20 protein-coding genes are annotated in these 25,951 nt (G+C 71.9%); 12 read left to right on the forward strand and 8 right to left on the reverse strand.

Annotation, left to right across the window (positions count from 1 at the left end):
- Positions 1–313: 313 nt before the first annotated feature.
- Positions 314–751: a Fur family transcriptional regulator gene (locus tag QSK36_RS40425; RefSeq protein WP_139580746.1), complete on the forward strand. Its 438-nt coding sequence runs from the start codon at positions 314–316 to the stop codon at positions 749–751.
- Between the two features lie 33 nt (positions 752–784).
- Positions 785–3,016, forward strand: a complete 2,232-nt coding sequence (gene katG, locus QSK36_RS40430; protein ID WP_285786061.1) for a catalase/peroxidase HPI — start codon at positions 785–787, stop codon at positions 3,014–3,016.
- Between the two features lie 55 nt (positions 3,017–3,071).
- Here the strand turns inward: katG and QSK36_RS40435 are convergent, their stop codons facing one another.
- Together QSK36_RS40435 and QSK36_RS40440 are read right to left on the reverse strand one after the other, a co-directional pair.
- A complete protein-coding gene (locus tag QSK36_RS40435; RefSeq protein WP_285786062.1) occupies positions 3,072–4,082 on the reverse strand; it encodes an alpha/beta fold hydrolase in 1,011 nt (336 codons plus the stop codon).
- Between the two features lie 132 nt (positions 4,083–4,214).
- The gene (locus tag QSK36_RS40440; RefSeq protein WP_183532897.1) at positions 4,215–6,215 is read right to left on the reverse strand and encodes an erythromycin esterase family protein; all 2,001 of its coding nucleotides are present in this window, start codon (positions 6,213–6,215) and stop codon (positions 4,215–4,217) included.
- A gap of 195 nt (positions 6,216–6,410) precedes the next feature.
- Here QSK36_RS40440 and QSK36_RS40445 point away from each other — a divergent pair, with 195 nt between their 5' ends.
- The 7 genes from QSK36_RS40445 (at position 6,411) to QSK36_RS40475 (ending at position 12,381) form a co-directional block, all read left to right on the forward strand.
- Complete coding sequence (locus tag QSK36_RS40445; protein ID WP_183532899.1) at positions 6,411–7,040, forward strand: TetR/AcrR family transcriptional regulator; 630 nt, start codon at positions 6,411–6,413, stop codon at positions 7,038–7,040.
- Between the two features lie 112 nt (positions 7,041–7,152).
- Positions 7,153–8,526 (forward strand): phenylacetate--CoA ligase family protein, encoded by a 1,374-nt coding sequence (locus QSK36_RS40450; RefSeq protein WP_285786063.1) that lies wholly within the window; start codon positions 7,153–7,155, stop codon positions 8,524–8,526.
- A 261-nt stretch (positions 8,527–8,787) separates the two neighbouring features.
- Positions 8,788–9,525, forward strand: a complete 738-nt coding sequence (locus QSK36_RS40455) for an SRPBCC family protein (protein ID WP_285786064.1) — start codon at positions 8,788–8,790, stop codon at positions 9,523–9,525.
- 9 nt (positions 9,526–9,534) lie between these two features.
- Positions 9,535–10,704 carry a zinc-dependent alcohol dehydrogenase gene (locus tag QSK36_RS40460; protein WP_285786065.1) on the forward strand — a complete coding sequence of 390 codons (1,170 nt, stop codon included), beginning with the start codon at positions 9,535–9,537 and terminating at the stop codon, positions 10,702–10,704.
- Positions 10,705–10,771: 67 nt separating this feature from the next.
- A complete protein-coding gene (locus QSK36_RS40465; protein ID WP_182903518.1) occupies positions 10,772–11,371 on the forward strand; it encodes a sulfite oxidase-like oxidoreductase in 600 nt (199 codons plus the stop codon).
- Entirely contained in the window at positions 11,364–12,059 is a 696-nt protein-coding gene (locus QSK36_RS40470) for a ferredoxin reductase (RefSeq protein WP_285786066.1), read from the forward strand. The genes QSK36_RS40465 and QSK36_RS40470 overlap by 8 nt, the downstream gene beginning before the upstream one ends.
- Before the next feature lies 1 nt (position 12,060).
- Entirely contained in the window at positions 12,061–12,381 is a 321-nt protein-coding gene (locus tag QSK36_RS40475) for a DUF6510 family protein (RefSeq protein WP_285786067.1), read from the forward strand.
- A 49-nt stretch (positions 12,382–12,430) separates the two neighbouring features.
- Here the strand turns inward: QSK36_RS40475 and QSK36_RS40480 are convergent, their stop codons facing one another.
- Genes QSK36_RS40480 through QSK36_RS40495 form a run of 4 tightly spaced genes read right to left on the reverse strand, consistent with a single transcriptional unit; the run spans position 12,431 to position 17,636 of the window.
- Positions 12,431–14,470 carry a glycoside hydrolase family 2 protein gene (locus QSK36_RS40480; RefSeq protein ID WP_285786068.1) on the reverse strand — a complete coding sequence of 680 codons (2,040 nt, stop codon included), beginning with the start codon at positions 14,468–14,470 and terminating at the stop codon, positions 12,431–12,433.
- A 30-nt stretch (positions 14,471–14,500) separates the two neighbouring features.
- Entirely contained in the window at positions 14,501–15,343 is an 843-nt protein-coding gene (locus QSK36_RS40485) for a carbohydrate ABC transporter permease (protein ID WP_182903514.1), read from the reverse strand.
- Positions 15,340–16,266, reverse strand: coding sequence for a carbohydrate ABC transporter permease (locus QSK36_RS40490; protein ID WP_285786069.1), 927 nt, complete (start codon positions 16,264–16,266; stop codon positions 15,340–15,342). Before QSK36_RS40490 ends, QSK36_RS40485 begins: the two co-directional genes overlap by 4 nt.
- On the reverse strand, positions 16,266–17,636 hold the full coding sequence (locus QSK36_RS40495) for an ABC transporter substrate-binding protein (RefSeq protein ID WP_285786070.1): 1,371 nt from the start codon (positions 17,634–17,636) through the stop codon (positions 16,266–16,268). The genes QSK36_RS40490 and QSK36_RS40495 overlap by 1 nt, the downstream gene beginning before the upstream one ends.
- Before the next feature lie 138 nt (positions 17,637–17,774).
- On the opposite strand from QSK36_RS40495, the gene QSK36_RS40500 reads away from it, so the two are divergent.
- Positions 17,775–18,815, forward strand: coding sequence for a LacI family DNA-binding transcriptional regulator (locus QSK36_RS40500; protein ID WP_285786071.1), 1,041 nt, complete (start codon positions 17,775–17,777; stop codon positions 18,813–18,815).
- Positions 18,816–18,836: 21 nt separating this feature from the next.
- On the opposite strand, the gene QSK36_RS40505 is transcribed toward QSK36_RS40500, so the two are convergent.
- Entirely contained in the window at positions 18,837–20,561 is a 1,725-nt protein-coding gene (locus QSK36_RS40505; protein WP_285786072.1) for a protein kinase domain-containing protein, read from the reverse strand.
- A 223-nt stretch (positions 20,562–20,784) separates the two neighbouring features.
- Here QSK36_RS40505 and QSK36_RS40510 point away from each other — a divergent pair, with 223 nt between their 5' ends.
- Together QSK36_RS40510 and QSK36_RS40515 are read left to right on the forward strand one after the other, a co-directional pair.
- Positions 20,785–22,317 (forward strand): ricin-type beta-trefoil lectin domain protein, encoded by a 1,533-nt coding sequence (locus QSK36_RS40510; RefSeq protein WP_285786073.1) that lies wholly within the window; start codon positions 20,785–20,787, stop codon positions 22,315–22,317.
- Positions 22,318–22,322: 5 nt separating this feature from the next.
- Complete coding sequence (locus tag QSK36_RS40515; RefSeq protein WP_285786074.1) at positions 22,323–25,097, forward strand: AbfB domain-containing protein; 2,775 nt, start codon at positions 22,323–22,325, stop codon at positions 25,095–25,097.
- On the opposite strand, the gene QSK36_RS40520 is transcribed toward QSK36_RS40515, so the two are convergent.
- Entirely contained in the window at positions 25,075–25,908 is an 834-nt protein-coding gene (locus QSK36_RS40520) for a helix-turn-helix transcriptional regulator (protein ID WP_285786075.1), read from the reverse strand. The two genes, QSK36_RS40515 and QSK36_RS40520, sit on opposite strands and share 23 nt — an antisense overlap.
- Between the last annotated feature and the right edge of the window lie 43 nt (positions 25,909–25,951).

The raw sequence follows: 25,951 nt of genomic DNA on the forward strand, positions 1-25,951 counted from the left end.
ATGGACGAGCACATCGTCTACGCCATCGTCCTGGCCGGCCTCACCCTCACCGGCGCCGGCACCACCCTCGGACTCGGCACACAGTGGGCCGCCACTCCCCTGGTCCGCCGCTTCCCGATCCTCAAGTGAGGCTTCCGGCTCCCGGTGCCCGCCCCCGATCTACCGGGGGCGGGCATCGGCATGTCCGTGACACCCCCGGCATCGCTCGCAAGGTGCGCATGCCGCAGTGAGACGGACATCACCTGAGAGACCTAGACATTTGGGTGATTCGCTCTCTTGAACTCTTCGTGTTTAGGGCGATAGGGTTAGTCCCATGATCGCGCCCAGGACTCCGACGCCCGCCGAGGAGCTGCGAGGGGCCGGCCTGCGGGTGACGGCCGCCCGCGTCGCACTGCTCGAGACCGTCCGCAGCGGTGACCACCTCGACGTCGAGGCGATCGCCTCCGGGGTGCGCGATCGCGTGGGCCACGTCTCCCTGCAAGCCGTGTACGAGGCTCTCCACGCGCTCACCGCGGCGGGACTCGTGCGCCGCATCGAACCGGCCGGCAGCCCGGCGCGATTCGAGGGCCGCGTCGGCGACAACCACCACCACGTCGTGTGCCGGTCGTGTGGTGTCGTCGCCGACGTCGACTGTGCGGTCGGCGAGGCGCCGTGCCTTTCCGCGTCCGACACGCACGGCTTCACGATCGACGAGGCCGACGTCATCTACTGGGGCCTGTGCCCCGGCTGTTCCACCGTTCGCACTTCCTGAGCCCCATGATCCAGCTAGTCCAGAAGGATTGCCTTGACTGAGAACCACGACGCAATCGTTGTAGACCCGAAGACGGAGGGCGAAGGCGGCTGCCCGGTCGCGCACACGCGCGCCCCGCACCCGACCCAGGGCAGCGCCAACCACCAGTGGTGGCCGGAGCGCCTCAACCTGAAGATCCTCGCCAAGAACCCCGCCGTGGCCAACCCCCTCGGTCAGGACTTCGACTACGCCGAGGCGTTCACGTCCCTCGACCTCGCGGCGGTCAAGCGGGACATCGCGGAGGTGCTGACGACCTCGCAGGACTGGTGGCCGGCCGACTTCGGCCACTACGGGCCGCTCATGGTCCGGATGGCGTGGCACGCCGCGGGCACCTACCGGATCAGCGACGGCCGCGGCGGCGCCGGCTCGGGCCAGCAGCGCTTCGCCCCGCTCAACAGCTGGCCGGACAACGCGAACCTCGACAAGGCCCGCCGGCTGCTGTGGCCGGTCAAGAAGAAGTACGGCAAGAAGATCTCCTGGGCCGACCTCCTGGTCCTCACCGGCAACGTCGCCCTGGAGTCGATGGGCTTCAAGACCTTCGGCTACGCCGGCGGCCGCGTGGACGCCTGGGAGCCCGACGACGACGTCTACTGGGGCCCGGAGACCACCTGGCTCGGCGACGAGCGCTACAGCGGCGACCGTGAGCTGGAGAACCCGCTCGCCGCGGTCCAGATGGGCCTCATCTACGTCAACCCGGAGGGCCCGAACGGCAACCCGGACCCGCTCGCCGCGGCCCGCGACATCCGTGAGACGTTCCGCCGCATGGCGATGAACGACGAGGAGACGGTCGCCCTCATCGCGGGTGGTCACACCTTCGGCAAGACCCACGGAGCCGGCCCGGCCGACAACGTCGGCCCCGACCCCGAGGCCTCTCCGATCGAGCAGCAGGGCCTGGGCTGGAAGAACAGCTACGGCACCGGCAAGGGCGGCGACACGATCACCAGCGGTCTCGAGGTCACCTGGACCTCGACGCCGACCAGGTGGTCCACCAACTTCTTCTGGAACCTGTTCGGCTACGAGTGGGAGCTGACCAAGAGCCCGGCCGGCGCGTGGCAGTGGAAGCCGAAGAACGGCGCCGGTGAGGGCTCCGTTCCCGACGCCCACGACCCGTCGAAGCGTCACGCACCGGCCATGCTGACGACCGACATCGCGCTCAAGGTGGACCCGATCTACGGCCAGATCTCGCGGCGCTTCTACGAGAACCCCGACGAGTTCGCGGACGCCTTCGCCCGCGCGTGGTACAAGCTGACCCACCGCGACATGGGCCCGGTCGCGCGCTACCTCGGCCCGGAGGTCCCGTCCGAGGTGCTCCTGTGGCAGGACCCGCTCCCGGAGCGGACGTACGAGCTCGTCGACGCCGGCGACATCGCCGCCCTCAAGGACCAGATCCTCGCCTCGGGCCTGTCGGTCTCCGAGCTCGTGTCCACGGCGTGGGCGTCGGCCGCGTCCTTCCGCGGCAGCGACAAGCGCGGCGGCGCCAACGGCGCGCGCATCCGCCTGCAGCCGCAGAGCGGCTGGGAGGTCAACGACCCCGACCAGCTCGCGACCGTGCTGCGCACCCTGGAGGGCGTCCAGCAGTCGTTCAACGCCGCCCAGACCGGTGGCAAGCAGGTCTCCCTCGCCGACGTGATCGTGCTCGCCGGGTGCGCCGCCGTCGAGAAGTCCGCCAAGGACGCCGGTTTCGACGTCGAGGTCCCCTTCACGCCGGGCCGCGTGGACGCGTCGCAGGAGCAGACGGACGTCGAGTCGTTCGCCGCGCTCGAGCCGAGCGCCGACGGGTTCCGCAACTACCACGGGAAGGGCAACCGCCTGCCGGCCGAATACCTGCTGGTCGACCGGGCGAACCTGCTGAACCTCAGCGCCCCGGAGATGACCGTCCTCGTCGGCGGCCTGCGCGTCCTGGGCGCCAACCACCAGCAGACGAAGCTCGGCGTCTTCACCGAGACCCCCGGGGTCCTGACCAACGACTTCTTCGTCAACCTGCTCGACCTGGGCACGGAGTGGAAGTCGACGTCGGAGGACCAGACCGCGTTCGAGGGCCGCGACGCCGCTACGGGCGAGGTCAAGTGGACCGGCAGCCGGGCCGACCTCGTCTTCGGGGCGAACTCCGAGCTGCGCGCGGTCGCGGAGGTCTACGCGAGCGACGACGCCAAGGAGAAGTTCGTGAAGGACTTCGTCCGGGCGTGGGACAAGGTGATGAACCTCGACCGGTTCGACCTGGTCTGAGCGTGACATGACGTCCGGGCCGGCCCGCACGGGGCCGGCCCGGACGTTCGCCATTTCAGACGGGCAGGCAGGAGTTCAGGCAGGCAGGCAGGGAGGCGAGCCAGCCGGTGAGGATCTCGTTGACCTCGTCTCGGCGTTCCTGCTGGATCCAGTGGCCGCAGCCGTCGAGTACGCGCGAGGAGACCAGGCCCGGCAGGGTGACCGGGTAGGCCGCGACGGCGTCGGCCATCCAGGTGGTGGAGGCGTCCAGCGCGCCGCCGACGAACAGCGACGGCTGCGTGATGGGAGCACCGTCGAACCCGGCGAGGTCCTCCCAGTCCCGGTCCATGTTGCGGTAGCGGTTCAGCGCCCCGGTCAGGCCGGTCCGTTCGAACTCCGCCGCATAGACGTCGAGATCGTCCGTACTGAGCCAGGCGGGCAGCCGGTCGGCGGGGAAGCGGTCGCGCAACCTGCCGCCCCGGGACACGAAATGCGGGTCCGGGGCGCCGTCGGGCGGCATGGTGTCGGCGGACAGGGCGGCGTAGAAGCCGGCGAGCCAGCCGCGGACGTCCGGCTCGATCTCGGCCTCGGCCCGGCCGGGCTCCTGGAAGTAGCGCACATAGAACTCCTCCTCTCCGCCCATCCGCGCGAACACCTCGCTGGGCCGCGGGCCGCCGCGCGGGGCGTACGGCACGCTCAGCAACCCGACCGCGCGGAAGACCTCGGGCCTCACGAGGGCGGAGTTCGCGGCGATGGTCGCGCCCCAGTCGTGGCCCACGATCACCGCCGTCCGCTCGCCCAGGGCGTGCACGACGGCGACGTTGTCCTCGACCAGTTCCAGCATCCGGTACGCGGCCACGTCCCCGGGCTTGGAGGAGCGGCCATAGCCCCGGACGTCCAGGGCGACGGCCCGGTAACCGGCCGCGGCCAGCACCGGCATCTGGTGCCGCCAGGAATACCAGGACTCCGGGAACCCGTGCACCAGCAGCACCAGCGGCCCGGAGCCCTGCTCCACCACGTGGATGCGACCGGCGGGAGACGGGACCAGACGATGTGTGATCGCCGCAGCGGGGGCGGGCTGCGCCATCGATTCCTCCAAAAGTCCTGGTGGTTCCTGCGTGGATCATCCACCGGGCCGTGCCGCCGCCGTGAATCGTGTTGCCGGTCCGGCAAACCGCTCCAGGTTCCGAGACGCGTCGCCGCCCTCGCCGTCCGGATCTCAGACCGCCACCGGGTAGGTCTCCGGGACCTCTCCGCGCTCCCAGCGGGCCGTACGCTCCAGGGGCTCCAGCGCGCCGGTCTCGTCGATGTGGATCACCGCGTCGAACTGGTCGGGCAGGCGGGTCTGGAAGTAGTGGCTCTGCCGCTCGGTGCCCGGACGGTAGACGACGCCGATGGCCCGTTCGAGCAGCGCCCTGCGCAGTGGGTCCGCCGCGCCGGCCGAACGCGTGAAGTCGACCAGGAACTCCTTGTGCCCGACCTCGTGGAACAGCTCCTCGACCGAGTCGGGCAGCGCCGGTCGCACGTTCTTCCGCTCGGCCGGGCGGCCCCAGTCGTCGGCGGCCGTGACGGTGCCGGTGTAGGTGGTGAAGCCGATGAGCCGGCAGTCCTCCGGGTTGTGCTCGCGCACCAGCCGGCCGAGGTTGAGCTCGCCGCGCGCGCCCATCTCCGTCGCCCGTGAGTCGCCGAGATGGGAGTTGTGCGCCCACACCACGATCCTCGCCGGCTCGCCGCGCTGCCAGCCGAGGTGCTCGGCCAGCGCGAACAGGGTGTCGGCCATGTGCCGGTCGCGCAGGTTCCACGACGACACCCTGCCGCCGAACATCGTGCGGTAGTAGCGCTCCGCGGCCGCCACCACCGCGGCGTTCCGCTCGGCGTGGAAGAACTCGTCCTCGCCGAGCAGCCCCTGTGCCCGCTGGTAGCGCAGCGCGTTGCGCTGGAGGTCGACGAGCTGGTCGATCACCCGCCGCTCGCACGACTCCCCCGCGCCGAAGGCGGCGGCGAAGCCGTACGCCTGCCCGTCGTCGCCGTCGCTGTGGTCGAAGCAGGAGTAGCGGTCGCGGGCCCGTTCCGCCGCGCCCGGATCGACCTTCTCCAGGTAGGCGACGACCTCGTCGGCTGACCGGTGCAGGCTGTAGAGGTCGAGCCCGTAGAACCCGGCCCGCGCCCGCTCGTCGAGCCGATCGTTGTGCTCGCGCAGCCACCCGGCGAACTCCAGCACGTCCGCGTTCCGCCACATCCATGCCGGAAAGCGCTGGAAGCCGCCGAGCGCCTCCTCGGCGGTCGCGTCGCCGCCGCGCCCCCGGACGTACCGGTTCACCCGGTACGCGTCGGGCCAGTCGGCCTCCACGGCCACGGCGACGAAGCCCTTCTCCTCGATCAGCCGCCGCGTCATCCGGGCACGCGCGGCGTAGAACTCGTGGGTGCCGTGCGACGCCTCGCCGATCAGCACGAACCGCGCGTCGCCGACGATGCCGAACAGCACCTCGTCCGAGGGGACGCCGTCCTGTGCGGGCACGAGCTCCGAGCGCAGGATCGCGAGGTCGGTCCGGGCGGGTGGGGCCCCGGCCCGCGCCGAGGCCGCCGCGCGGAGGAGCCTGCGCACCTCCTCGTCGGCGGTCTGGGTGAAGTTCCAGTACGACTCCCCCACGGAGAAGAACGGGGTCGGAGTGGTCGCGCAGACGGCCTCGTCCACCAGGGAGGACAGCTCCTGGCAGGTGGACTCCGGCGCGGCGGGCACGGCGACCACGATCCTGGCCGGCTTCCGCTGCCGGACCGCGCGGACGGCGGCGCGCATGCTCGCCCCGGTCGCCAGCCCGTCGTCGACGATGATGACGATCTTGCCGCGCAGGTCCGTGGCGGGCGTGTCGCCCCGGTAGCTCCGCTCCCGCCTCGCCAGCTCGCGGGCCTCCCGCTCGGCGACCTGCCGGATGGTGTCGGACTGGAGACCGAGCCCGCGCACGACGTCCTCGTCGAGCACGATCACCCCGCCGCCGGCGATCGCCCCCATGGCGAGCTCCTCACGGCCGGGCGTGCCGAGCTTGCGCACCAGGAACACGTCGAGCGGGTGACCCAGGCCGGTCGCCACCTCGTACGCCACCGGCACGCCGCCGCGCGGCAGACCGAGGACGACGACGTCGGGCAGCCCACGGTAGTGGTTGAGGAGTCCCGCGAGCACCCGGCCCGCGTCCCGGCGATCCGAAAACAGGCGATCAGTCATGAGCCTCGCCTCCCGGTCGCGCAGCGCATACCCCCGTCCCGGCAGCGCAAACACGGCCTCTCCCACATGCAGCCGGGGATGACGTGCAGCCGGGGATACGGCGCCCGGGATCGTGCTCGGCCTCCCCGAGCCGATGATGCAAGTCGCTGGATAGTTCCAGTGGCTGGAATAATCCATATGGTGTAGATTCGGATCGTGCAGGAGTCGCGTCGCGAGCGCAAGAAGCGGCTGACCAGGCAGCGGATCGTCGCCGCGGCCATGAAGCTGTTCGACGAGCAGGGATACGAGCAGACCACGGTCGCGCAGATCGCCGTGGCGGCGGACGTCGATCCCAAGACGTTCTTCAACTACTTCCGCAGCAAGGACGAGGTGGTGCTCGCCGACACCGAGCACATCTTCGACCTGCTGCTCGGGACACTCGCGGAACGACGGCCGCAGGAGGGGCCCGGCGAGTTGCTGGCGAGGATGGTCCAGGAGTACGCCGCCCGCCGCCGACCCGCCGTGCCGCGCAAGGAGCCCGAGGAGTTGTCGGCGGCGAGCCGGCTGGTGCTGACGACACCGGCGCTCCAGGCCAAGGGCCTGTACCTGATGATGGATCTGCAGCGGCGGATCGCCGGCGAGCTGATGAAGGCGTTCCCCGGCCGGTTGGATCCGATCACCGCGGCGGCGATGACCGGATCCCTGATCGGCGCCATCCAGCAGGCGAGCCTGGCGAGCGTCGAGCTCGGCCGATCCCAGGACGAGCTGTGGGAGGCCGCGCGGCACGGCCTCGGCATCGCCCTGCACGGCCTGCTCTCGGTGCGGCCGGACACCGGCGCTCCGTGACGCGCTTCCGGCGAGTCATTCGGGCGAATCATCCGGGCGAGTCGTCCACCAGGGCGGGAGCGGCGTCCGCCGATCCGCGCCGGGGTCCCTCAGAAGGAAGGAACGGCCCACCATGACCGAAAGCGTGCGGCTAATCGCGCGCGACGCACGACGCGTCCTGCGGCAGGGTCCCGCGGCGATCAGGCAGCGGCAACACGCCCGCCTGGCCGAGATCGTGGCCTTTGCTCGCGCCCGCTCGCCGTACTTCCGCGAGTTGTACCGGGCGCTGCCGGAGGATGTCGCCGACCCGGCGCTCCTCCCGGTCACCGACAAGAAGACGCTCATGGCCCGCTTCGACGAGTGGGTCACCGACCGGGACGTGACGCTCGAGAAGGCCCGGGCGTTCGTGGCCGACCCGGCTCTCGTGGGTGAGCGGTTCGAGGGGCGCTACCTCGTGACCACCACCTCCGGCACCAGCGGCCTGCGGGGCATCTTCCTGCAGGACGAGCGGAGCGTCGCCGTGGGCAACGCCGTCGGACGCCGGGCCAGCGCCGGGCTGGGGGCCGGAGACGTCCTGCGCCTCCTGCGCGGCGCCGGCCGCACGGCCATCGTCTCCGCACCCGGCGGCCACTTCGCCACCGTCGCGTCGGCTGCGCGGTTCCGCCACGACCACCCGCGGCTCGGCTGGATGCTGCGAGAGTTCTCGATACACCAGCCGCTCGCGGACCTGGCCGCCGAGCTCGACCGTTACAAGCCCAGCTCGCTCACCGGCTTCTCCGGCATGCTCGGGCTGCTGGCCGGGGAGCAGGAGGCCGGCCGCTTGCGCATTCACCCGGGGATGGTCATCGCGGGCGGCGAGGCGCTGACCGCGGACAACCGCGCCCGGATCGCCCGCGCCTTCCACGCCCAGGTCCGCTCCGCCTACGCCGCCACCGAGTGCGGCTTCCTCGCGTACGGCTGCGCGGACGACTGGCTCCACGTCAACAGCGACTGGGCCGTGCTGGAGCCGGTCGACGCCGATTACCGGCCCGTCCCGCCAGGTCAGCCGTCGCACACGGTTCTGCTGACCAACCTCGCCAACCAGGTCCAGCCGATCCTGCGCTACGACCTGGGCGACAACGTCCTGCTGCGCCCCGGCCCCTGCCCGTGCGGCAGCCCGCTGCCCGCCGTCCGGGTGCAGGGCCGCGCGGCCGAAATGCTCGCCATCCCCACCGGCGGCGGCGGGCACGCCGGCATCTCCCCGATGCTCTTCGGCACCCTGCTGGACCGTCTCCCCGGCATCGAGCAGTTCCAGCTCGTCCAGACCGCGTCCACCACCCTGCGCGTACGCTTGAAGCCCGCGGACGGCGCCGACCCCGAGCAGGTGTGGCAGGCGGTGCGCGACGAGATCGGTCGGCTGCTGGCCGCGCACAACGCCGGCCACGTCACGCTCGAACGCGCCGAGGAGCCACCCGAGCAGTCGCCCGGCGGCAAGTTCCGCAGGGTCGTTCCCCTGCAGGACGCGTGAACGGGACGACACGGCCCGCATGCGCGACGAACCGGTGCCTGCCGGCCTCGCCTGAGCCGTTCTCCAGCAGGTCGCTGCATCGCCGGACGAGGAGCAGCGGGCCCCGTGTCGCCCGAGCCCTGTGCCGCCGAGCCCCGTGTCGCTGAGAGTCGGGCCGCGGTGTGTCGAGCGGAGAATCGCGGGTACGGCCCTATGACCGCTTCGTCGCCGTCTATCACTGATCATCACCTACGTCCCGAGCGGGGAGCGAGGCGAGCCGACATGACCGGAGAACACCAGCCCGCATCCGAGCGGCTCTCCCGGGCGCTGTCCGGCGCGATGGAACGGATGGGTCCCGCCCTCGAACGCGTACGGCTCGCCGCGCCGTCCACCGTCCGGCGTTTCGGCCCCCCGGCGGCGGTGGCGGGAGCGGTCGCCGCCACCGGAGCCGGCGTGTACGCGGCGGCGCGGGCATGCGGGCGGCGCCCCGAGGCCGCACCCGACGAAGGACTGGACCTGCACGCCGCCGTCACGGTGAGACGCCCCCGTGACCAGGTGTACCGGTTCTGGCACCGGTTCGAGCGGCTGCCGACCTTCATGACGCACGTGGAAAGTGTGACGACGGTCGGCGGCGTCACCCACTGGACGGCCAGGGGCCCCGCGGGGAAGGCGGTCGAGTGGGACGCGGAGATCGTCGAGGATCTCCGGGACGAAGTGATCTCCTGGCGCTCGACGGGCACCGCCCTGGTGCCGAACAGCGGAACCGTGCGGTTCTGTGAGGCGCCCGGCGGGCGCGGCACCGAGGTGCGGGTGCACCTGCGGTACGACCCGCCCGGAGGCAGGGCCGGCCTCGCCGTCGCCAGGCTGCTGGGCGAGCACCCCGAGCAGCAGGTGCGCGACGACCTGCGCCGGTTCAAGCAGGTCATGGAGACCGGCGAGGTCGTCCGGTCGGAGGGCAGCCCGGAAGGGGCGCGGGCCGTGCGGCAGCTGAGACGGCGTCCGGCCCGGCCGGTGCGGTGAGGAGTCGCCATGAAGGCCAACTGCTGGATGGGCCGCGGCAGCGTCGAGGTCCGCGAGGTGCCCGACCCGCGGATCCTGAACGGCCACGACGCCGTCGTGCGGGTGACCTCGACCGCCATCTGCGGCTCCGACCTCCACCTGTACGACGGGTTCATCCCGACGATGAAGAAGGGCGACATCCTCGGCCACGAGTTCATGGGCGAGGTCGTGGAGGTGGGCCCCCGCGTGCGGAACCTCCACGTCGGCGACCGCGTGGTCGTCCCGTTCCCGATCGCCTGCGGCCGATGCGCCGCCTGCGCGCTCGGCCTCTACTCCGTGTGCGAGAACTCCAATCCCAATGCCGGCCTGGCGGAGAGGTTCCTGGGCCACTCCCCCGCCGGCGCCTTCGGCTACTCCCACATGCTGGGCGGCTACCCCGGCGGCCAGGCGGAGTACGCCCGCGTGCCGTTCGCGGACGTCGGCCCTATCAAGATCGAGGACGGGCTGGCGGACGAGCAGGTGCTGTTCCTGTCCGACATCCTGCCCGCCGGGTGGATGGGCGCCGAGATGTGCGACATCAAGCCCGGCGACGTCGTCGCCGTGTGGGGAGCGGGACCGGTCGGCCAGTTCGCGGTCGCCGGCGCCTACCTCATGGGCGCGGAGCAGGTCGTCTGCATCGACCGCTTCGCCTACCGCCTGCGGATCGCCGAGCGCGCGGGCGCGACCACGCTCGACTACGAGGAGGTCGACGTCAGGGACGCCCTGCTCGACCTGACCGCGGGCCGCGGCCCGGACGCGTGCATCGACGCCGTCGGCATGGAGGCCCACTACGCCAACCCCGCGCTGTACGCCTACGACCGCACCAAGCAGGCGACCCGCCTGGAGACCGACCGGCCGTACGCCCTGCGCGAGGCCGTCATGTCCTGCAGGAACGGCGGGATCGTGGCGGTGATCGGGCTCTACGCCGGCTTCCTCGACAAGTTCCCGATGGGCGCGGTCATGAACCGGTCGCTGACGCTGAAGGCCGGCCAGTGCCACGTGCAGCGCTATCTGAAGCCGCTGCTCGCGCGGATCCGCGAGGGCGACATCGACCCGAGTTTCGTGATCACCCACCGCCTGCCGCTCGACGAGGCCCCGCGCGGCTACCAGCTGTTCAGGGACAAGCAGGACGAGTGCAACAAGGTCGTCCTGACGCCGTGACCGGGTTCCGGAGGTTTCCCCCGCCCCCGGGCGGTGCGGGCGTCCCGCCGGACTCTACGATCCTCCGGTGACCACCTTCACCCGCGGGTTCCGCGGCAGACGCAGGGGCGAGGACGACCGGCTCCCGCCCGGCCAGTACCTCACCGAGGACTTCCCCGTGCTGTCGGCCGGGCCCACGCCGCACGTGCCGCTCGACCGGTGGGAGTTCACGATCGACACCGAGGCCGGGCAGACGCACCGGTGGACGTGGCAGGAGCTGACGGCGCTGCCGTACGAGGAGCCGGCCGTCGACATCCACTGCGTGACCAGCTGGTCCAAGCTCGGCACCACCTGGCGGGGCGTCTCCCTCGACGTGCTCTTCGAGGACGTCGAGTCGACGGCGGACTACGCGCTGGTCCACTCGTACGGCGGCTACACGACGAACCTGCCGCTCGACGACCTGCTGGACGGCAAGGCGTGGATCGCCTACCGCTACGAGGGCGAGGATCTGACGCCGAGCCACGGCGGACCGGCCAGGCTGCTGGTGCCGCATCTGTACTTCTGGAAATCGGCGAAGTGGGTGCGCGGCATCCGGCTGCTGACCGAGGACTGGCCGGGTTTCTGGGAGACCGCGGGCTACCACAACTACGGCGACCCGTGGCGCGAGCAGCGCTACGCCGATGACTAGATGGCACGTCGCGCGCCTGGTCGAGGTGCGCGACGAGAACGCCACGGCCCGCACGCTGCTCTTCGACGTGCCCGGCTGGCCGGGCCACCTGGCCGGTCAGCACGTCGACGTCAAGCTCACCGCCGAAGACGGCTACTCCGCCCGCCGCAGCTACTCCCTCGCCGGGCCCGGTGGCGTGGAGCTGACCGTGCAGCGGGTGCCCGACGGCGAGGTCTCGCCGTACCTCACCCTGGACATGGAGCCCGGCGACGAGCTGGAGCTGCGCGGCCCGGTGGGCGGCTGGTTCGTCTGGCGCCCGGACGGCCCCGCGCCGGTGCTGCTGGTCGCGGGAGGCGCGGGCATCGTGCCGCTGATGGCCATGATCAGGGCCCGCCGCGCCGCCGGTGCGGACACGCCGTTCCGGCTGGTCTACGCCGTGCGCTCGCCCGAGCGGCTCTGCTACGCCGACGAGCTGCTGAGGCCGGATCCGGGCGTGTCGGTCACGTTCGCCTACACGCGCCGGGTCCCCGAGGGGCACCCGAGGCCGCCCGGCCGCCTCACCGCCGCCGATCTCGGCCCGTACGTCGAGGCCGACTGCTACGTGTGCGGCCCCACCGGCTTCGTGGAGGCCGCGGCGGCGCTCCTGGTGGGGCTCGGCCACGACCCCGCCCGCATCAGAACCGAACGCTTCGGCCCCACGGGAGACTGACATGCAGGCCGACCACCTCGACGGGAACGCACTGGCCGGTCCGCTGGCCGAGATCTTCGCGGCCGACGTCTCGGCCGCCGTCAGCCGCTGCGCCGCCTGTGGCCTGACCGGCCCGGTGGCCTCCCTGCGCGTCTACGACCGGGCCCCCGGCCTCGTCGCCCGCTGCCCGGGATGCGAGGAGGTCGTGCTGCGCCTGGTCCTGAGCCCGGACGCGGCCTGGCTCGACCTGCGCGGCGCCGTCACCCTGCGCATCCCGCTGGGCGGCGCGAGCCCGGGCGCGGTCGCCGCGGACGAGGGGGGACAACCCGGCGCGGACCGATGACGATCAGGCCGGCAGCCGGGCTCGCCCGGCGGCTCACCCCCTCACCGCCTCAGGCGCGGGCCCGCGCGTCGTCGCCGATGACGAGGGCGGTGTGGGTGTCCACGTCCAGGGCGGAGCGGGCGACGACGGCCCCGTCGCCGACCAGAGCGATGTGCAGCCGCCCGCTGGTCCAGCCGTCCGGAAGCACGGCGCGGACCTGGGTGGGCGCGCCGAGCAGGAACGGCTTCGCCTCCGCGGCGGGGCCCGGCTCTCCCGGGCTCTCGGGGGCGGGGCCGAAGACCGGGGTCCAGGCGGTGTGCAGGTGGCCGGTCACGGGCTCGGCGCCGTGGTGGGAGACCCGCACGCCGACGGCGACCTCGCGCGAGGTGCTGAGCAGGTCTCGGCCGGGCGCGACCGGGACGACGTCGAGCACGAGTGTCGTGGTGGCGTTGGCATGGGCCGGGTTCACACCGGCCAGGTCCTTGGGGCGGCGTTCGAAGTCGAGCAGTCCGGCCGACTCGTGCTCGATGTCGTACAGCTCCGTGTAGACGTACCCGGCCAGCCGGTCGTGGCGGCGCAGCTCCTGGGTCTGCCAGCGCAGATGCCAGGCGCGTTCCACCGAGGTGAAGCCGCCGCCGTACTCGCTGTTCAGGTTGGGGAGCCCGCGCAGGGGCTGGGACGGCGTGCCGGCCAGCTTCTTGCGTACGACGAAGTCGGGGCCGAGCCGCACGGGGAAGTCGTCCTGCTCGCCGTCGAGCAGCGCGGCCACGGTCCTGCCCCAGGACGCGGCGGACTCGTCGTAGTAGTGCCAGTCGAGCAGGTCGGTCCTGACGTGGGTCCAGCCGGAGTTGTCCACGGCGGGCCGGGTCGCGTCGAGGCTCTTGAGCAGGTCGTACGCCCGCGCGGCCGCCTGCTGCTTGGCGGGGTCGCCCGGGATGTCCCAGTCCAGGCCCCACTCCTCGTTGTACAGGCCCCAGATGACGATCGCCGGGGAGTTGCCGTCGCGCTCGACCATGGGAGCGATCTGCTCCTCGAAAGCGGCCACGGACTCGGGTGAGAAGCGCCCGGTGGCGGCGGGTTCGGCCCAGACCAGCATGCCGAGGGTGTCGGCGTGGTAGACGAAGCGGGGATCCTCCAGCTTGAGATGCTTGCGCACCAGGTTGTACCCCGCGGCGGCGGCCAGTTCGATGTCGCGGCGCAGCGCCGCGTCGTCGGGGGCCGTGATGCCGGTGCGCGGCCAGTAGCCCTGGTCGAGCACCCCGCGTACGAACAGCCGGCGGCCGTTGAGGTACAGATCCTCCCCCACCACGTCGATCGTGCGCAGCCCGGTGTACCCGGTGACCCGGTCGGTGCCGCCGGGCGAGACGAGCTCGGCGTCCACGTGGTAGAGGTGCGGGTCGTCCGGCGACCACAGCCGCGGCTCCTCGATCGGCAGCTCCACCCGCACCGGCCCGTGACCGACCGGCACCTCGATCGACGTGTCGCACCCGCGTACGGACAGTCGCAGCCTGGTCTCCGCCACCGGGCCCTCGACGCGCGCCTCGGCCACGATGCCGGTCAGGCCCTCGGCGGGGCGCAGCTTCAGCGCGGCGAGGTGGGTGACCGGCCGCGCCTCCATCCAGACGCTCTGCCAGATGCCCGACGAGGGGGTGAAGCACACGCCGTCGAAGTCGTCGCGGGGAACGCTGCGCTGCTTGCCGTGCGCGATGTCCCGCTTGTCGAGCGGCGCGGCGACCCGCACCACGATCTCCTGCTCGCCCTCGCGCAACGCCTCGGTGACGTCGGCCTCGAACGGCGTGTAGCCGCCGCGGTGCGCGGCCACCTCGACGCCGTTGACCCACACGGTGGCCTCGTGGTGCACGGCGCCGAAGTGGAGCACGACCCGCTGCCCCGCCCAGGCCGCCGGCACGGTGACACGGCGGCGATACCAGGCCACGGGCAGCCAGTGGGCCTCGACGCCGGAGGCGGGGGTCTCCCAGGCGAAGGGCACGGTGATGGTCCGATTCCAGCCCTGCTCGGTGTCGGCCCGGAAGTCCCACTCGCCGTTGAGGCTTGACCAGGAGTGCGATCGGTCGAAGTGGGGCCGGGGGTATTCCGCGCGCGGGGTCATGGTGCTCCGTTTCATGAGAGATGTGCCTGGTCAGCCTTTGACGCTGCCGGCGAGGATGCCGTTGATAAAGTGGCGCTGGAGGAGAACGAAGATCACCAGGAGCGGCAGCATGGCGATGCTGCCCGCGGCGAGCAACTCGCCCCAGACGGCGGCGAAGTCCGCGCCGATCCGGTTGCCGGTGACGTTCTGCGCCAGGGTGGACAGCACCACCTGGAGCGTCTGGTGCGAGGTGTCGTTGACGGCGACGACCGGCCAGACGAAGTCGTTGTAGATGTTCATGGTGGTCAGCACGGCCAGCGCGGCCAGTCCGGGGCGGATCACCGGCAGCACGACCCTGGCGAAGACGCCGAACTCGCTCGCGCCGTCCACACGTCCGGCATCGATCAGCTCGTCGGGGATGGCGGCGATGGTCTGGCGCATCCAGAAGATGCTGAACGCGTCGATGCTGCCCGGCAGGATCAGCGCCTGGTAGGTGTTGACCCAGCCGAGAGCGCTCATCTCCAGCAGCAGCGGGATGATCAGCACCAGGGTCGGCAGCATGAGGGTGAGCAGCACGATCCCGAACAGCAGGTTCTTGCCGGGGAAGGCGTACTTGGCGAAGGCGTATCCGGCCAGTGGGCAGAAGAACATCGTCATCGCGCCCTTGACGGCCAGCACCAGCGCGGTGTTCGCGAAGCCGGTGCCGATCGGCACGTCGGCGAACATCGCCCTGTAGTTGTCCAGCGTGACGGGCCCCGGTGAGAGGGGATCGGTGATGATGTCGGCGGCCGGCTTGAGCGAGGAGCTGACCGCCCACCAGATCGGGTAGAGGAACGCCGCGGCGAGCAGCGCCAGCAGGGCGTACTGCACCGGGCCCGGCCTGGTCTGGTTCATGACACCTCGTCTTTCGGGCGCAGCAGCCTGACCGCGCCGAGGGAGAGTCCGAAGACCAGCAGCACCAGCAGGAACGAGTTCGCGGCGCCGGTGCCCAGGTCCGAGGCGGTGATGTGGTCGTAGAGGTAGAGCCCGGCGGTGGTGGTCGAGCCGTACGGGCCGCCTTCGGTGACCACGAACGGCTCGGCGAACATCTGGAACACGGCGAGGGTCTGCACGACCACGAGGAAGGCCATGCTCCGGCGCACCAGAGGAACGGTCAGCGACCAGAACTGCCGCCGGCGAGACGCCCCGTCGATCGCGGCGGCCTCGTACACGGCGGCCGGCACCGCCTGCAGCCCGGCCAGCAGGATGATGATCGCGAATCCGGTCGTCTTCCACAGGAACAGCAGCGCGAGCGTCGGCTTGGACCACGCCGTCGAGGTCAGCCACCCCACATCGGGCAGGCCGACGAGGTTGAGCAGGTGGTTGACCAGGCCGTAGTCCTGGTCGAACACGACGATCCAGACCTGTGCCATGGCCACCAGCGGGGTCACGAACGGCGCGAGGAAGGCGACTCTGAACAGCCCGCGCAACCGCAGCTTCGCGTTGGCCAGCAGCACCGCGCCGGCGAGCCCGGCCACGATCTGGATCGGCACGATGAGCAGCCACATCACCGCGCTGTTGCCGAGCGAGGCCCAGAACTCCGGGCTGGTCAGCAGGTAGGCGTAGTTGCCCAGGCCCACCCAGGTGGCCGCGCCGGCGCCGTGCCAGCGGGTGAAGCTGAGCTGCAGCGCGAAGACGAGCGGGTAGATCCCGAAGGCGGCGAAGACCAGGAAGAACGGGGCGACGAACAGGTACGGCGACAGCCGGGTGCCGCGTCGCGACCTCGGCCGCGCGCCGGCGGCCCGCCCGGACCTCGCCATCGTGGTGAGAGCCGACATCAGGAGCGGTCGATCAGGTTGCGCTGGATCTTCTCGGCCGACTCGCCGATCACGTCGTCGGGCGACATCGTGCCGTCCATGAGGCGCTGCATGTTGTCGCCCAGGTAGTCCACCGACTTGGCCCACCATGCCGGGATCGGTGCCGCGGCCGGGATGGTGCCGGCGGCCTCGACGGCGACCTTCCACAGGTCCTGACCACCGAGGGCGTCGATCGGCTGGAACAGCGGCTTGGCGGGATCGAGCGCGGGGGTGAAACTCGGGACCGACGTCGACAGGCCCCCGGGGTACACGCTGCTCGGGCCGTACAGCGCGGTGTATCCGGGCTCCTCGAAGCACAGGAACTCGTACAGCAGCCAGGCCAGCTCCGGGTTCTTGGCCTTGGCCGGGATGACGAAGCTGCTGCCGCCCATGGCGCCGCTGCGCGGGCCGCCCGGCGTCCAGGCCGGGAGCGGGGCCGCCCGCCACTTGCCCTTGGTGGCCTTGAGAAGCTGCTGCGGCGCGAAGGACCACCAGATCGCCCACGGCACGAACACCTGCTGGCCGCCGTCGAGCGTGTTGACGTCGGCGGGCTCCAGGTAGGGCGCCCGGGTGGCGAGCCCGTCCTTGACCGCGGCCTGGATCCAGGTGAAGATCCGCCGGTACTCCGCCGAGTCCAGCCGCAGCTTGCCCTGCGCGTCGGTGAGGCTCGTGCCCTGCTGGTTGGCCAGCATCTCGAGCCACAGCTGGCCGAGGAACGGGCTCTTGTCCAGGTGGATGGGCTTGGTCTTCGGGAACTTGTCCCGGACCGTCCCGGCCGCGGTCAGCAGGTCGTCGTAGGTCGCCAGCCCGGCGGGGTCGACCCCGGCCTCCTGGAGGATGTCCTCCCGGTACCACAGCAGCCCCGGGTCGAGATCCCAGGGCACGCCGTAGATCTTGCCCGCCACGGTGTTCACCGACAGCTTGTACGGCGCGATCTGGTCCCGGTAGGGCGCGATCAGGTCGGAGAGATCGTAGAGGTGCTCGGCCTGGCCGCCGATCTTGGCGTCGTCCCAGAAGCTGCCGTCGGGCACGTCCGTGCCGCTGATCAGCGTATTGGCCAGCTTGGCGTCGATGTCCACGGCCATGTGGTTGACCTTGACGCCCGGGTAGGCCTCGCGGAATCTGCCGATCGCCGCGTCGAACACCTTGAACAGGTCGCCGGACCGGTTCCATACGGTGATCTCGCCCTTGGCCGCCGTAGCGGAGGCGGAGGGCTTGGCCAGCCTGCTCGGCGCCGCCGCGCCGCCCGTGCCGGGAGCGCAGGCGGTCAGCGCGCCGCCCGCGGCGGCGAGGGCTCCGACTCCGAGGGCTCCCTTGAGAAACCCGCGGCGATCCATGGGGGATGGGGTCATCTAAGTACTCCTCGCCGTCCGGGAAAAGACGTTGTGAGGGCTCTGCAACGATGCAGACATAGTGCATGCTTGTCTGCAACGATGCAAGCGCGGGTTTAGGATCTTCCCAACCCCAGCAGCCGGAGGTATAGGAGACGCATGGCCGGTCCAACCCTGCGTGACGTCGCCAAGCGGGCGAACGTGTCCATCCGCACAGTGTCCAACGTGGTCAACGGGTACGCACCAGTGTCGGACGAGTTGCGCGCACGCGTGCAGGCCGCGCTGGACGAGCTCGACTACCGCCCCAACCTCATCGCCCGCAACCTCAAGCAGGGCCGCAGCGGGATGATCGCCCTGGTCGTGCCCGAGCTGGACGTCCCCTACTTCGCGGAGCTCGCCCGCGAGGTGATCACCGCCGCCCGCGCCCGCGGCTACGTCGTGATGGTCGACCAGACCGACGGAGACGGCGAGCGCGAGCGCGAACTGCTGGGCCGGGACTCGCGGGCCACGATGTTCGACGGACTACTGCTGAGCCCGCTGAGCGTCTCGGCCGAGGAGTTGCGGGCCCGGGGCAACCGGGTCCCGATCGTGCTGCTGGGCGAGCACATCTTCAACGGCAGCTTCCATCACGTGGCCATCGACAACGTGGCCGCCGCCCGGGAGGCCACCGCGCACCTGCTGGGCCTCGGCCGGCGTCGCGTCGCCGCCGTCGGCGACCAGCCGTACGCCACCGGCGAGACCGCGCAGCTTCGCACCAGCGGTTACCGGCAGGCGCACGTGCGGGAGGGCCTGGAGGTGGACGAGCGGCTCGTCGTGCCGACTCCGCGCTTCCACCGCCGCCAGGGCGCCGCGGCCATGGAGCAGCTCCTCGCCCTGCCCGAGCCGCCCGACGCCGTGTTCTGCTACAACGACCTGCTCGCCCTCGGCGCGATGCGGGCGCTGACCCGTGCGGGGCTGCGCGTCCCCGACGACGTCGCCGTGGTCGGCATGGACGACATCGAGGAAGGTCAGTACAGCACCCCCAGCCTCACCACCATCGCCCCGGACAAGAAGGAGATCGCCCGCATGGCGGTGGACGTCCTCATGGAGTCGATCAGCGGGGCGGCCCGCCCGCCCGCCGAAATCGTGGTGCCGCATCGCCTGATCGTCCGGGAGAGCACGACCGGCCAGGTGCCCGCGTCGCCCGCGATCCCGTCCTGAGCGGGCGGCGCCGGCGAAGGGTCAGCGATACGTGTAGCAGTAGTTCGACTTGTTCTTGAACCGGTGGAAGGCGTTCTGGTCGGGATAGCGCCAGCGGCAGCCCGCGTCGCGCCGGCTCTGGGTGAGGTACATGGTGTCGCCCTTCCGCTTGATGCAGTAGGCGCCGGGCGTGGGCGTCTCCCGGTACTCGACCCATTCCCAGCCGAGGCTCACGCAGTACTCGGTGAAGTGTCCGGGTCCCAGCTCCACGACCCGCTTGACCGGCGTGGGCGAGGGATTCGCCGGCTTCGCGGCCGGAGAGTCGGCGGGGACCGGCACGATCGTCTTCGAGTGGCGGACGGTCGGCCGTGCGGTGACCGTCCGCGTCGGGGCCGGCCGGGTGGTGTCCGGCCTGGCCGTGGACCGGCTCACCCGCGGCCGGTTCGAGGAGGCGGGCGACGCGGATCGCGCGGCGGCGGTGGGCGAAGGGGCCCCGGACGGAGACGAGCCTCCGGCGGTGTCCGCAGAGGCGGCCGGGGCCGTGCCGACCGCCGCCGCCCGCTCCGCCGCCGCTCGCTCCGTCGCCGAGGACCCGGCCCCCAGGAACGGCAGATGCACGGACGGCAGCAGCGCGACGGCGGCGGCCACCGTGGCCGCCACGGCCACGACCACGGCGGCGACGACGGCCCGGACCCGCCTGCGCCGCCCGCCGCCCGGCACGGTGACCGGCCCGGACGCCGCGGACGCCCCGGACGACGAGTCAGACGGGCCAGCCAGGCCGGGCGGGCCGGGCGGGGACGTCGCCGGGGCGGGCGACCCTGCGGAAGGAGATTCGGCCGGGCCACCCTGCACGGCCGGCACAGCCGGCACACCCGGCACAGCCGGCACAGCGGGCGCGGCGGACACAGGCGGCGCGGCCGGCACACCCGGCGGGGCGGGTACGGCCGGTGCGGCTTGCGCGTCGTGGCGCGGGCGGACGAGACGGTCGACGATCTCCCGCGCGGTCGGCCGCCGTCCGGGGTCCTTGGCGAGGCAGGCCGCGAGCAGGGCGCGCAGCGGCGCCTCGATCCCCTCCAGGTCGGGCTCCTGGTTGAGGATCCTGTTGATGATGGCGGGGATGGCGTCGGCGCCGAACGGCGGGCGGCCCGTGGCGGCGAACGTGATCGTGGACGCCCAGGCGAACACGTCGAGGGCGAAGCCGAGCTCGCCGGCCGCGAGCTGCTCGGGCGCCATGTAGGCGGGCGTACCGACGATCTGGCTGGTCATCGTGCTCGTGGCGGCGAGGGCGCGGGCGATCCCGAAGTCGATGACGCGCGGCCCGTCCGGCCCGATCAGCACGTTCTGCGGTTTGAAGTCCCGGTGGAGGACCCCGGCGTCGTGCAGGGCGACCAGAGCGGTGGCCGCGCCGATGGCGAGCCGTTCGAGCGCACCGCCCGACAACGGCCCCCGCGCGGCCACCACCTGGTTCAGCGGAGGCCCCTCGACGTACTCGCTCGCGATGTACGGCCGGCCGCCGTCCATGCCGGACTCCAGCACCTGGGCCGTGCAGAACCGCGCGACCCTGCGGGCGAGCTCCGCCTCGCGGGTGAAGTCGGCGCGGGCCGCGGCGTCCCGGCCGAGCCGCGCGTGGAAGAGCTTGACCGCGACGAGGTCGCCGGACTCGGCCTCGCCGAGGTAGACCACGCCCTGCCCACCCTCGCCGATCCTGCCGGTGATGCGGTAGGAGCCCAGGCGTGCGGGATCGCTCGGCTCCAGCGGCTGCGGCATGACTCTCCGGTGGGTCGGGGGGCACGTTCGGCGACTCCAGTATCCCGCCGAAGATCGACGACGGGACCGGATTCGGTAGACAGGCGCGCTTTCCTACGCATCCCATCCTCGCGAACGGCGGGATGTGTTGGGAAATGTTGGGTCTTGACGGACGGTCCTACCACTGTAAAGGTTCTTTTCAGAGAGCGCTCTCACGTCTCGTCACCCCCCCAGAAGGACTGCCGTGAGACTCACCGTGCTGACCGGCGCGGCGGTGTTCGCCGTCGCGCTCGCCCTCCCCTCCGTGTCCGCGCATGCCGCCCCCTCCCCCGTCCCCCCGCCCGATCCCGGCGCCACCTCCAGCGGCACCCCGGCGACGATGCAGCAGGCGCTGCAGCGCGACCTGCACCTGACCCCCGAGCAGGCGCGGGCCCGCCAGACCCACGAAGCCGCGGCGGCGGCCGTCGAACGGCGGGTCCGCGCCGAGCTCGGCGACCGCTTCGCCGGCGCCTGGTACGACCCGGCGCGACAGCGCCTGGCCGCCGGTGCCCTGGACGCGGGCGACGCCGAGCGCGTACGCGAGGCGGGCGCCGTGCCCGTCTCCGTGAAGCGCAGCGACAGGCAGCTGAACACCGTCAAGGCCGCGCTCGACCAGGCCGCCGGCGCCGCAGGCACCGGCGTCTACGGCTGGTACGTCGACCCGGCCGCCAACGCGGTCGTCGTGTCGGCCACCGATCAGGCCACGGCGGCGGGATTCGTGCGGGCCGCGTCCGCCGACGCCGCGGCGACGCGGATCTCCGTCGCCCAAGCTCCCCGCCTCGTCTACGACATCCGGGGCGGCGACCAGTACGTCATCAACGGCAACGTGCTGTGCTCCGTCGGGTTCTCGGTGAACAACGGCGGCTTCGTCACCGCCGGGCACTGCGGGCGCGCCGGCAACCCGACGCTGGGATACAACAACGTCGCCCAGGGCACCTTCGCCGCCTCGTCGTTCCCCGACAACGACTACGCCTGGGTGCGTACCAACGGCGACTGGACGCCGCGCCCCTGGGTCAACGACTACGGCGGCGGCACCGTCTCGGTGGCCGGCTCGCAGGAGGCGCCCGCCGGGGCGTCGATCTGCCGCTCCGGGCGCACCACCGGCTGGCGCTGCGGGGTCGTCCAGGCCAGGAACGTGACCGTCAACTACTCCGGCTCGCTGGTCTACGGGCTCACCCAGACCAGCGCCTGCGCCGAGGGGGGCGACTCGGGCGGCGCCTACATGTCCGGCGACCAGGCCCAGGGCGTCACCTCCGGCGCCGCGGGGAACTGCTCCACCGGCGGCACCACCTTCTTCCAGCCGGTCAACGAGATCCTCGGCGCGTACGGCCTGAGCCTGACCACCACGGGCGGTGACACGAGCGCGCTGATCAGCAGCCTCAACGACAAGTGCATCGACGTGCCGGGCGCCGACTTCAGAGACGGCGCGCCGTTGCAGATGTACACCTGCAACGGCACCAGCGCCCAAAGGTGGACCTTCACCGGCGGCACGCTGCGCACGCAGAACAACCTGTGCATGGACGTGGCCTGGGGGTCCAGGGACAACGGCGCCGTGATCCAGATCGCGACCTGCAGCGGCAACCCCGCTCAGCAGTTCGTGCTCAGCGCGGCGGGCGACCTGGTCAACCCGCAGTCCGGCAAGTGCGTCGACATCGACGGCTGGAACCCGAACGACGGCGCCCGGCTGATCCAGTGGGAGTGCCACGGCGGCGCCAACCAGAAGTGGCGGCGGGGCTGATACCGATGATCCAGCTTCGCCGGACTCTCGCCGCCGCGACCGCCCTCCTGCTCACGGCGGCCTGCCTGGTCCTCGCCGCGCTCACCGCGCCCGCCGCGTCCGCCGCCGTCTGGCAGCCGAAGACGCCGCCCCTGTCCACGCCCTGGACCGACCAGGTGTCCCCCGCCAACGCCCTGCCCGACTATCCGCGTCCCCAGCTCGTCCGGTCCGAATGGCTCAACCTCAACGGCGTGTGGGAGTTCGCCGGCGCGCCCACCCTCGACTCGCCTCCCATCGGCCGCACGCTCGCGGAGGGCGTGCTCGTGCCGTACCCGATCGAGTCCGCCCTGTCGGGGATCAAGCGCCACGAGGACACCATGTTCTATCGGCGCGCCTTCACCGTCCCGTCCGGCTGGACCGGGCGCCGGGTGATGCTCAACTTCGGGGCGGTCACCTGGGAGGCGCGGGTGTGGGTGAACGGCGTCCAGGTCGGCCGGCACACCGGCGGCTACGACGCCTTCTCCTTCGACATCACCTCCGCCCTGCGGTCCGGGGACAACGAGCTGATCGTCGGGGTGTCCTCGCCGATCGACGGCAGCACGTTCCCCATCGGCAAGCAGCGCCGCAACCCGGGCGGCATCTGGTACACCGCGTCGTCGGGCATCTGGCAGACGGTGTGGCTCGAACCGGTGAACGCCGCCCACGTCACCCGGCTCGACACCACGCCCGACGTGCCCGCCGGGGTCCTGGACCTCGTCGTGCGGGGCACCGGCGACCAGGCCAGGGCCGAGGTGCTGAGCGGCGGCACGGTCGTCGGCTCGGCCACCGGCGCGGTCGGGTCGCACATCCGCGTGCCCGTGCCCGACGCCCGCCTGTGGTCGCCCGACGACCCGTTCCTGTACGACCTGCGCGTGACGCTCACCGGCGCCGGCGGCGGCGACGTCGTGACCGGCTACTTCGGCATGCGGTCGATCGGGAAGGTGGTGGCCGGCGGGGTGCTGCGCCCCGTGCTCAACGGGAAGTTCGTGTTCCAGCTCGGCACCCTCGACCAGGGCTACTGGCCGGACGGGATCTACACCGCGCCGACGGACGAGGCGCTGCGCTCCGACCTGGAGCGGCAGAAGGCCCTGGGCTTCACCATGGTCCGCAAGCACATCAAGGTCGAACCCGCCCGCTGGTACTACTGGGCCGACAAGCTGGGCCTGATGGTGTGGCAGGACATGCCCTCGCTCGACGCGGTGGACGACACGCCGGAGCGCAGCCACGCCAACTACGAGTCCGAGCTGCGCAGGATCGTCGAGCAGCTCAAGGGCATCACGTCGATCGTGATGTGGGTCCCGTTCAACGAGGGCTGGGGCGAGTACGACAACCAGCGCATCGTCGACCTGGTCCGGTCCGTCGACTCGACCCGGCTGATCAATCACGACTCCGGATCGAACTGCTGCGTCTCCGACCCCGAGCCGACCAACGGCGACGTGATCGACGACCACTGGTATCAGGTCCCCGGCGAGACCGACACCCGGCTTCCCTCGGCCACCCGCATCGCCGTGCTCGGCGAGTTCGGCGGCCTCGGCAGGCGCGTCCAGGACCACGAGTACCAGCCCGGCGCCGGGTTCGCCTACGGCGACCTGTACCCCGACGAAGCGTCGCTGACGAACCGCTACGTCGAGGTCACCAGGCAGGTGGAACGGCTCGTGCACACCCGAGGGCTGTCCGCCTCGGTCTACACCGAGCCGTACGACGTGGAGAACGAGGTCAACGGGTTCTTCACCTACGACCGCCGGGTGCTGAAGATGACCGAGTCGCGCGTGCGGGAGGCCAACCGGCACCTGCTGGCGGTCGCGGCGGGCACCGACGTCCCCCGGGGCGAGCCGGTGTCGCTGCGGGTGACCACGCCCGGCTTCACCGGCCGCTCCCTGCGCCACCGGGACGGGCTCGCGCGCACCGACGTGATCGACGGCGGGAGCTCCGACCTGGCCAAGCAGGACGCGACGTTCTGGACGCGCCCGGGCCTGGCCGACTCCTCGTGCGTGTCGTTCGAGTCGCGCGACTTCCCGGGCGATTATCTGCGCCACTCGGACTACCGGCTGCGCAAGGACCGGCAGGACGGCACCGCCCTGTTCGCGGCCGACGCCACGTTCTGCCCGCGCGAGGGGCAGGGCGGGACCAGGCTGGAGTCCTACAACCTGCGCGGCCACTACATCCGCCACTACAACGAGCTCGTCTACGTCGCGAAGCAGGGCGGCGCCAATCCGTGGGACGCCGCCGCGAGCTTCGCCGCCGACACCACGTGGGCGGTGACCGTCCCGCTGTGGCGCAGCGGCGCCGACCTGCCGCTCGACCAGGCCCGCTCGTTCCGGGTCACCACTCCGGGGTTCACCGACCGCTACCTGCGGCACCGCAGCAGCCTGGCCCGCACCGACGTGGTCACCGCGGGAAGCGACGCCCTGCTGAAGTCCGACGCCACCTTCGTCGTACGGCGCGGCCTGGCCCAGCCGACCTGCTACTCCCTGGAGTCACGCAACTATCCGGGCCGCTACCTGCGGCATTCCAACTTCCGGGTCCGCCTGGACGCCCCGGACGGCAGCGAACTGTTCCGCCGCGACGCCACCTTCTGCGCGCAGCCCGGCGGCACGCCGGGAAGCGTACGCCTGGCGTCGCTCAACGAACTGGGCACGAACGTCCGTCATTACGCCGAGGAGGTCTGGGTCGCCTCCGGCGGCGGCGCGCATCCCTACGACAACCCCGCCTCGTACGCCGAGGACGTGAGCTGGGCCGTCACCGCCGCCTGGGCTCCATGACCGGGGCGTCGCTCCCGGGAGCGGGGGTGTAGACGACCAGGTGCAGGTCGGGGTGGTCGGCGGGGGCCAGCCGGTGGTGCTCGAAGCGCACCATGCCCGCGACCGGGTGCCTGAAGACCCGCTCGCGGGAGGTGAAGCCCTCGATGTGATGGCTCTGCCAGGCGTCGCGGAACGGTTCGCTGACCCGTAGCAGGCGCTGCACGACCGGCGAGCGGGCCAGGTCGCCGAGGCGCGGCCCGGCCTCGGCGCGGAACTCGGCGAGGAACCGGCGGCTGGTGGTCTCCCAGTCGGGCAGCAGGTCGCGGACGTAAGGGTCGGTGAAGACCAGCCACAGCAGGTTGCGCTCGTCCGGCCCGGCCGCGGCCACGTTCGGATACAGCGCCGTGTAGGCGGCGTTCCATCCGCAGATCGTCCAGTCGGGGGCGATGGCGTAGGCCGGGAAGCCGACGAGCGCGTCGAGGAGGCGCTGGACGTGAGCGGGCGCGGCGTGCGCGGACGGCCCCGCGGGCCGGCTGGGCTGAGGGGCGTAGCCGGCCAGGGAGAGGACATAGGTGTGCTCGGCGGCGGTCAGGCGCAGGGTGCGGGCGAGAGCGTCCAGGACCTGGCGGGAGGGCTGGATGTCGCGGCCCTGCTCCAGCCAGGTGTACCAGGTGGCGCTGACCCCGGAGAGCGTGGCGACCTCCTCACGGCGCAGGCCGCCCCGGCGGCGGGGCCCGGCCGGGGGCAGCCCGACCGCCGTCGGGTCCAGGCGTGTGCGCTTCGCACGCAGGAAGCCGCCCAGTTCCGCCTGCCGCTGCGATGCCGTTCCCACGGGGATCAGGGTAAGTGCTGGTAGTAGAAGTACTAGCAGTGTG

The sequence above is a fragment of the Microbispora sp. NBRC 16548 genome (genome assembly GCF_030268985.1).
GTDB lineage: Bacteria > Actinomycetota > Actinomycetes > Streptosporangiales > Streptosporangiaceae > Microbispora > Microbispora catharanthi.

Excerpts from the sequence above, each read along its gene's own strand:
- QSK36_RS40470 (WP_285786066.1), top strand. The coding sequence starts at position 11,364 with ATGACTAGATGGCACGTCGCGCGCCTGGTCGAGGTGCGCGACGAGAAC.
- QSK36_RS40460 (WP_285786065.1), top strand. The coding sequence starts at position 9,535 with ATGAAGGCCAACTGCTGGATGGGCCGCGGCAGCGTCGAGGTCCGCGAG.
- QSK36_RS40490 (WP_285786069.1), bottom strand. The coding sequence starts at position 16,266 with ATGTCGGCTCTCACCACGATGGCGAGGTCCGGGCGGGCCGCCGGCGCG.
- QSK36_RS40495 (WP_285786070.1), bottom strand. The coding sequence starts at position 17,636 with ATGACCCCATCCCCCATGGATCGCCGCGGGTTTCTCAAGGGAGCCCTC.
- QSK36_RS40505 (WP_285786072.1), bottom strand. The coding sequence starts at position 20,561 with ATGCCGCAGCCGCTGGAGCCGAGCGATCCCGCACGCCTGGGCTCCTAC.
- QSK36_RS40440 (WP_183532897.1), bottom strand. The coding sequence starts at position 6,215 with ATGACTGATCGCCTGTTTTCGGATCGCCGGGACGCGGGCCGGGTGCTC.
- QSK36_RS40475 (WP_285786067.1), top strand. The coding sequence starts at position 12,061 with ATGCAGGCCGACCACCTCGACGGGAACGCACTGGCCGGTCCGCTGGCC.
- QSK36_RS40450 (WP_285786063.1), top strand. The coding sequence starts at position 7,153 with ATGACCGAAAGCGTGCGGCTAATCGCGCGCGACGCACGACGCGTCCTG.
- QSK36_RS40480 (WP_285786068.1), bottom strand. The coding sequence starts at position 14,470 with ATGACCCCGCGCGCGGAATACCCCCGGCCCCACTTCGACCGATCGCAC.
- QSK36_RS40435 (WP_285786062.1), bottom strand. The coding sequence starts at position 4,082 with ATGGCGCAGCCCGCCCCCGCTGCGGCGATCACACATCGTCTGGTCCCG.
- QSK36_RS40425 (WP_139580746.1), top strand. The coding sequence starts at position 314 with ATGATCGCGCCCAGGACTCCGACGCCCGCCGAGGAGCTGCGAGGGGCC.
- QSK36_RS40515 (WP_285786074.1), top strand. The coding sequence starts at position 22,323 with ATGATCCAGCTTCGCCGGACTCTCGCCGCCGCGACCGCCCTCCTGCTC.
- QSK36_RS40455 (WP_285786064.1), top strand. The coding sequence starts at position 8,788 with ATGACCGGAGAACACCAGCCCGCATCCGAGCGGCTCTCCCGGGCGCTG.
- QSK36_RS40500 (WP_285786071.1), top strand. The coding sequence starts at position 17,775 with ATGGCCGGTCCAACCCTGCGTGACGTCGCCAAGCGGGCGAACGTGTCC.
- QSK36_RS40485 (WP_182903514.1), bottom strand. The coding sequence starts at position 15,343 with ATGAACCAGACCAGGCCGGGCCCGGTGCAGTACGCCCTGCTGGCGCTG.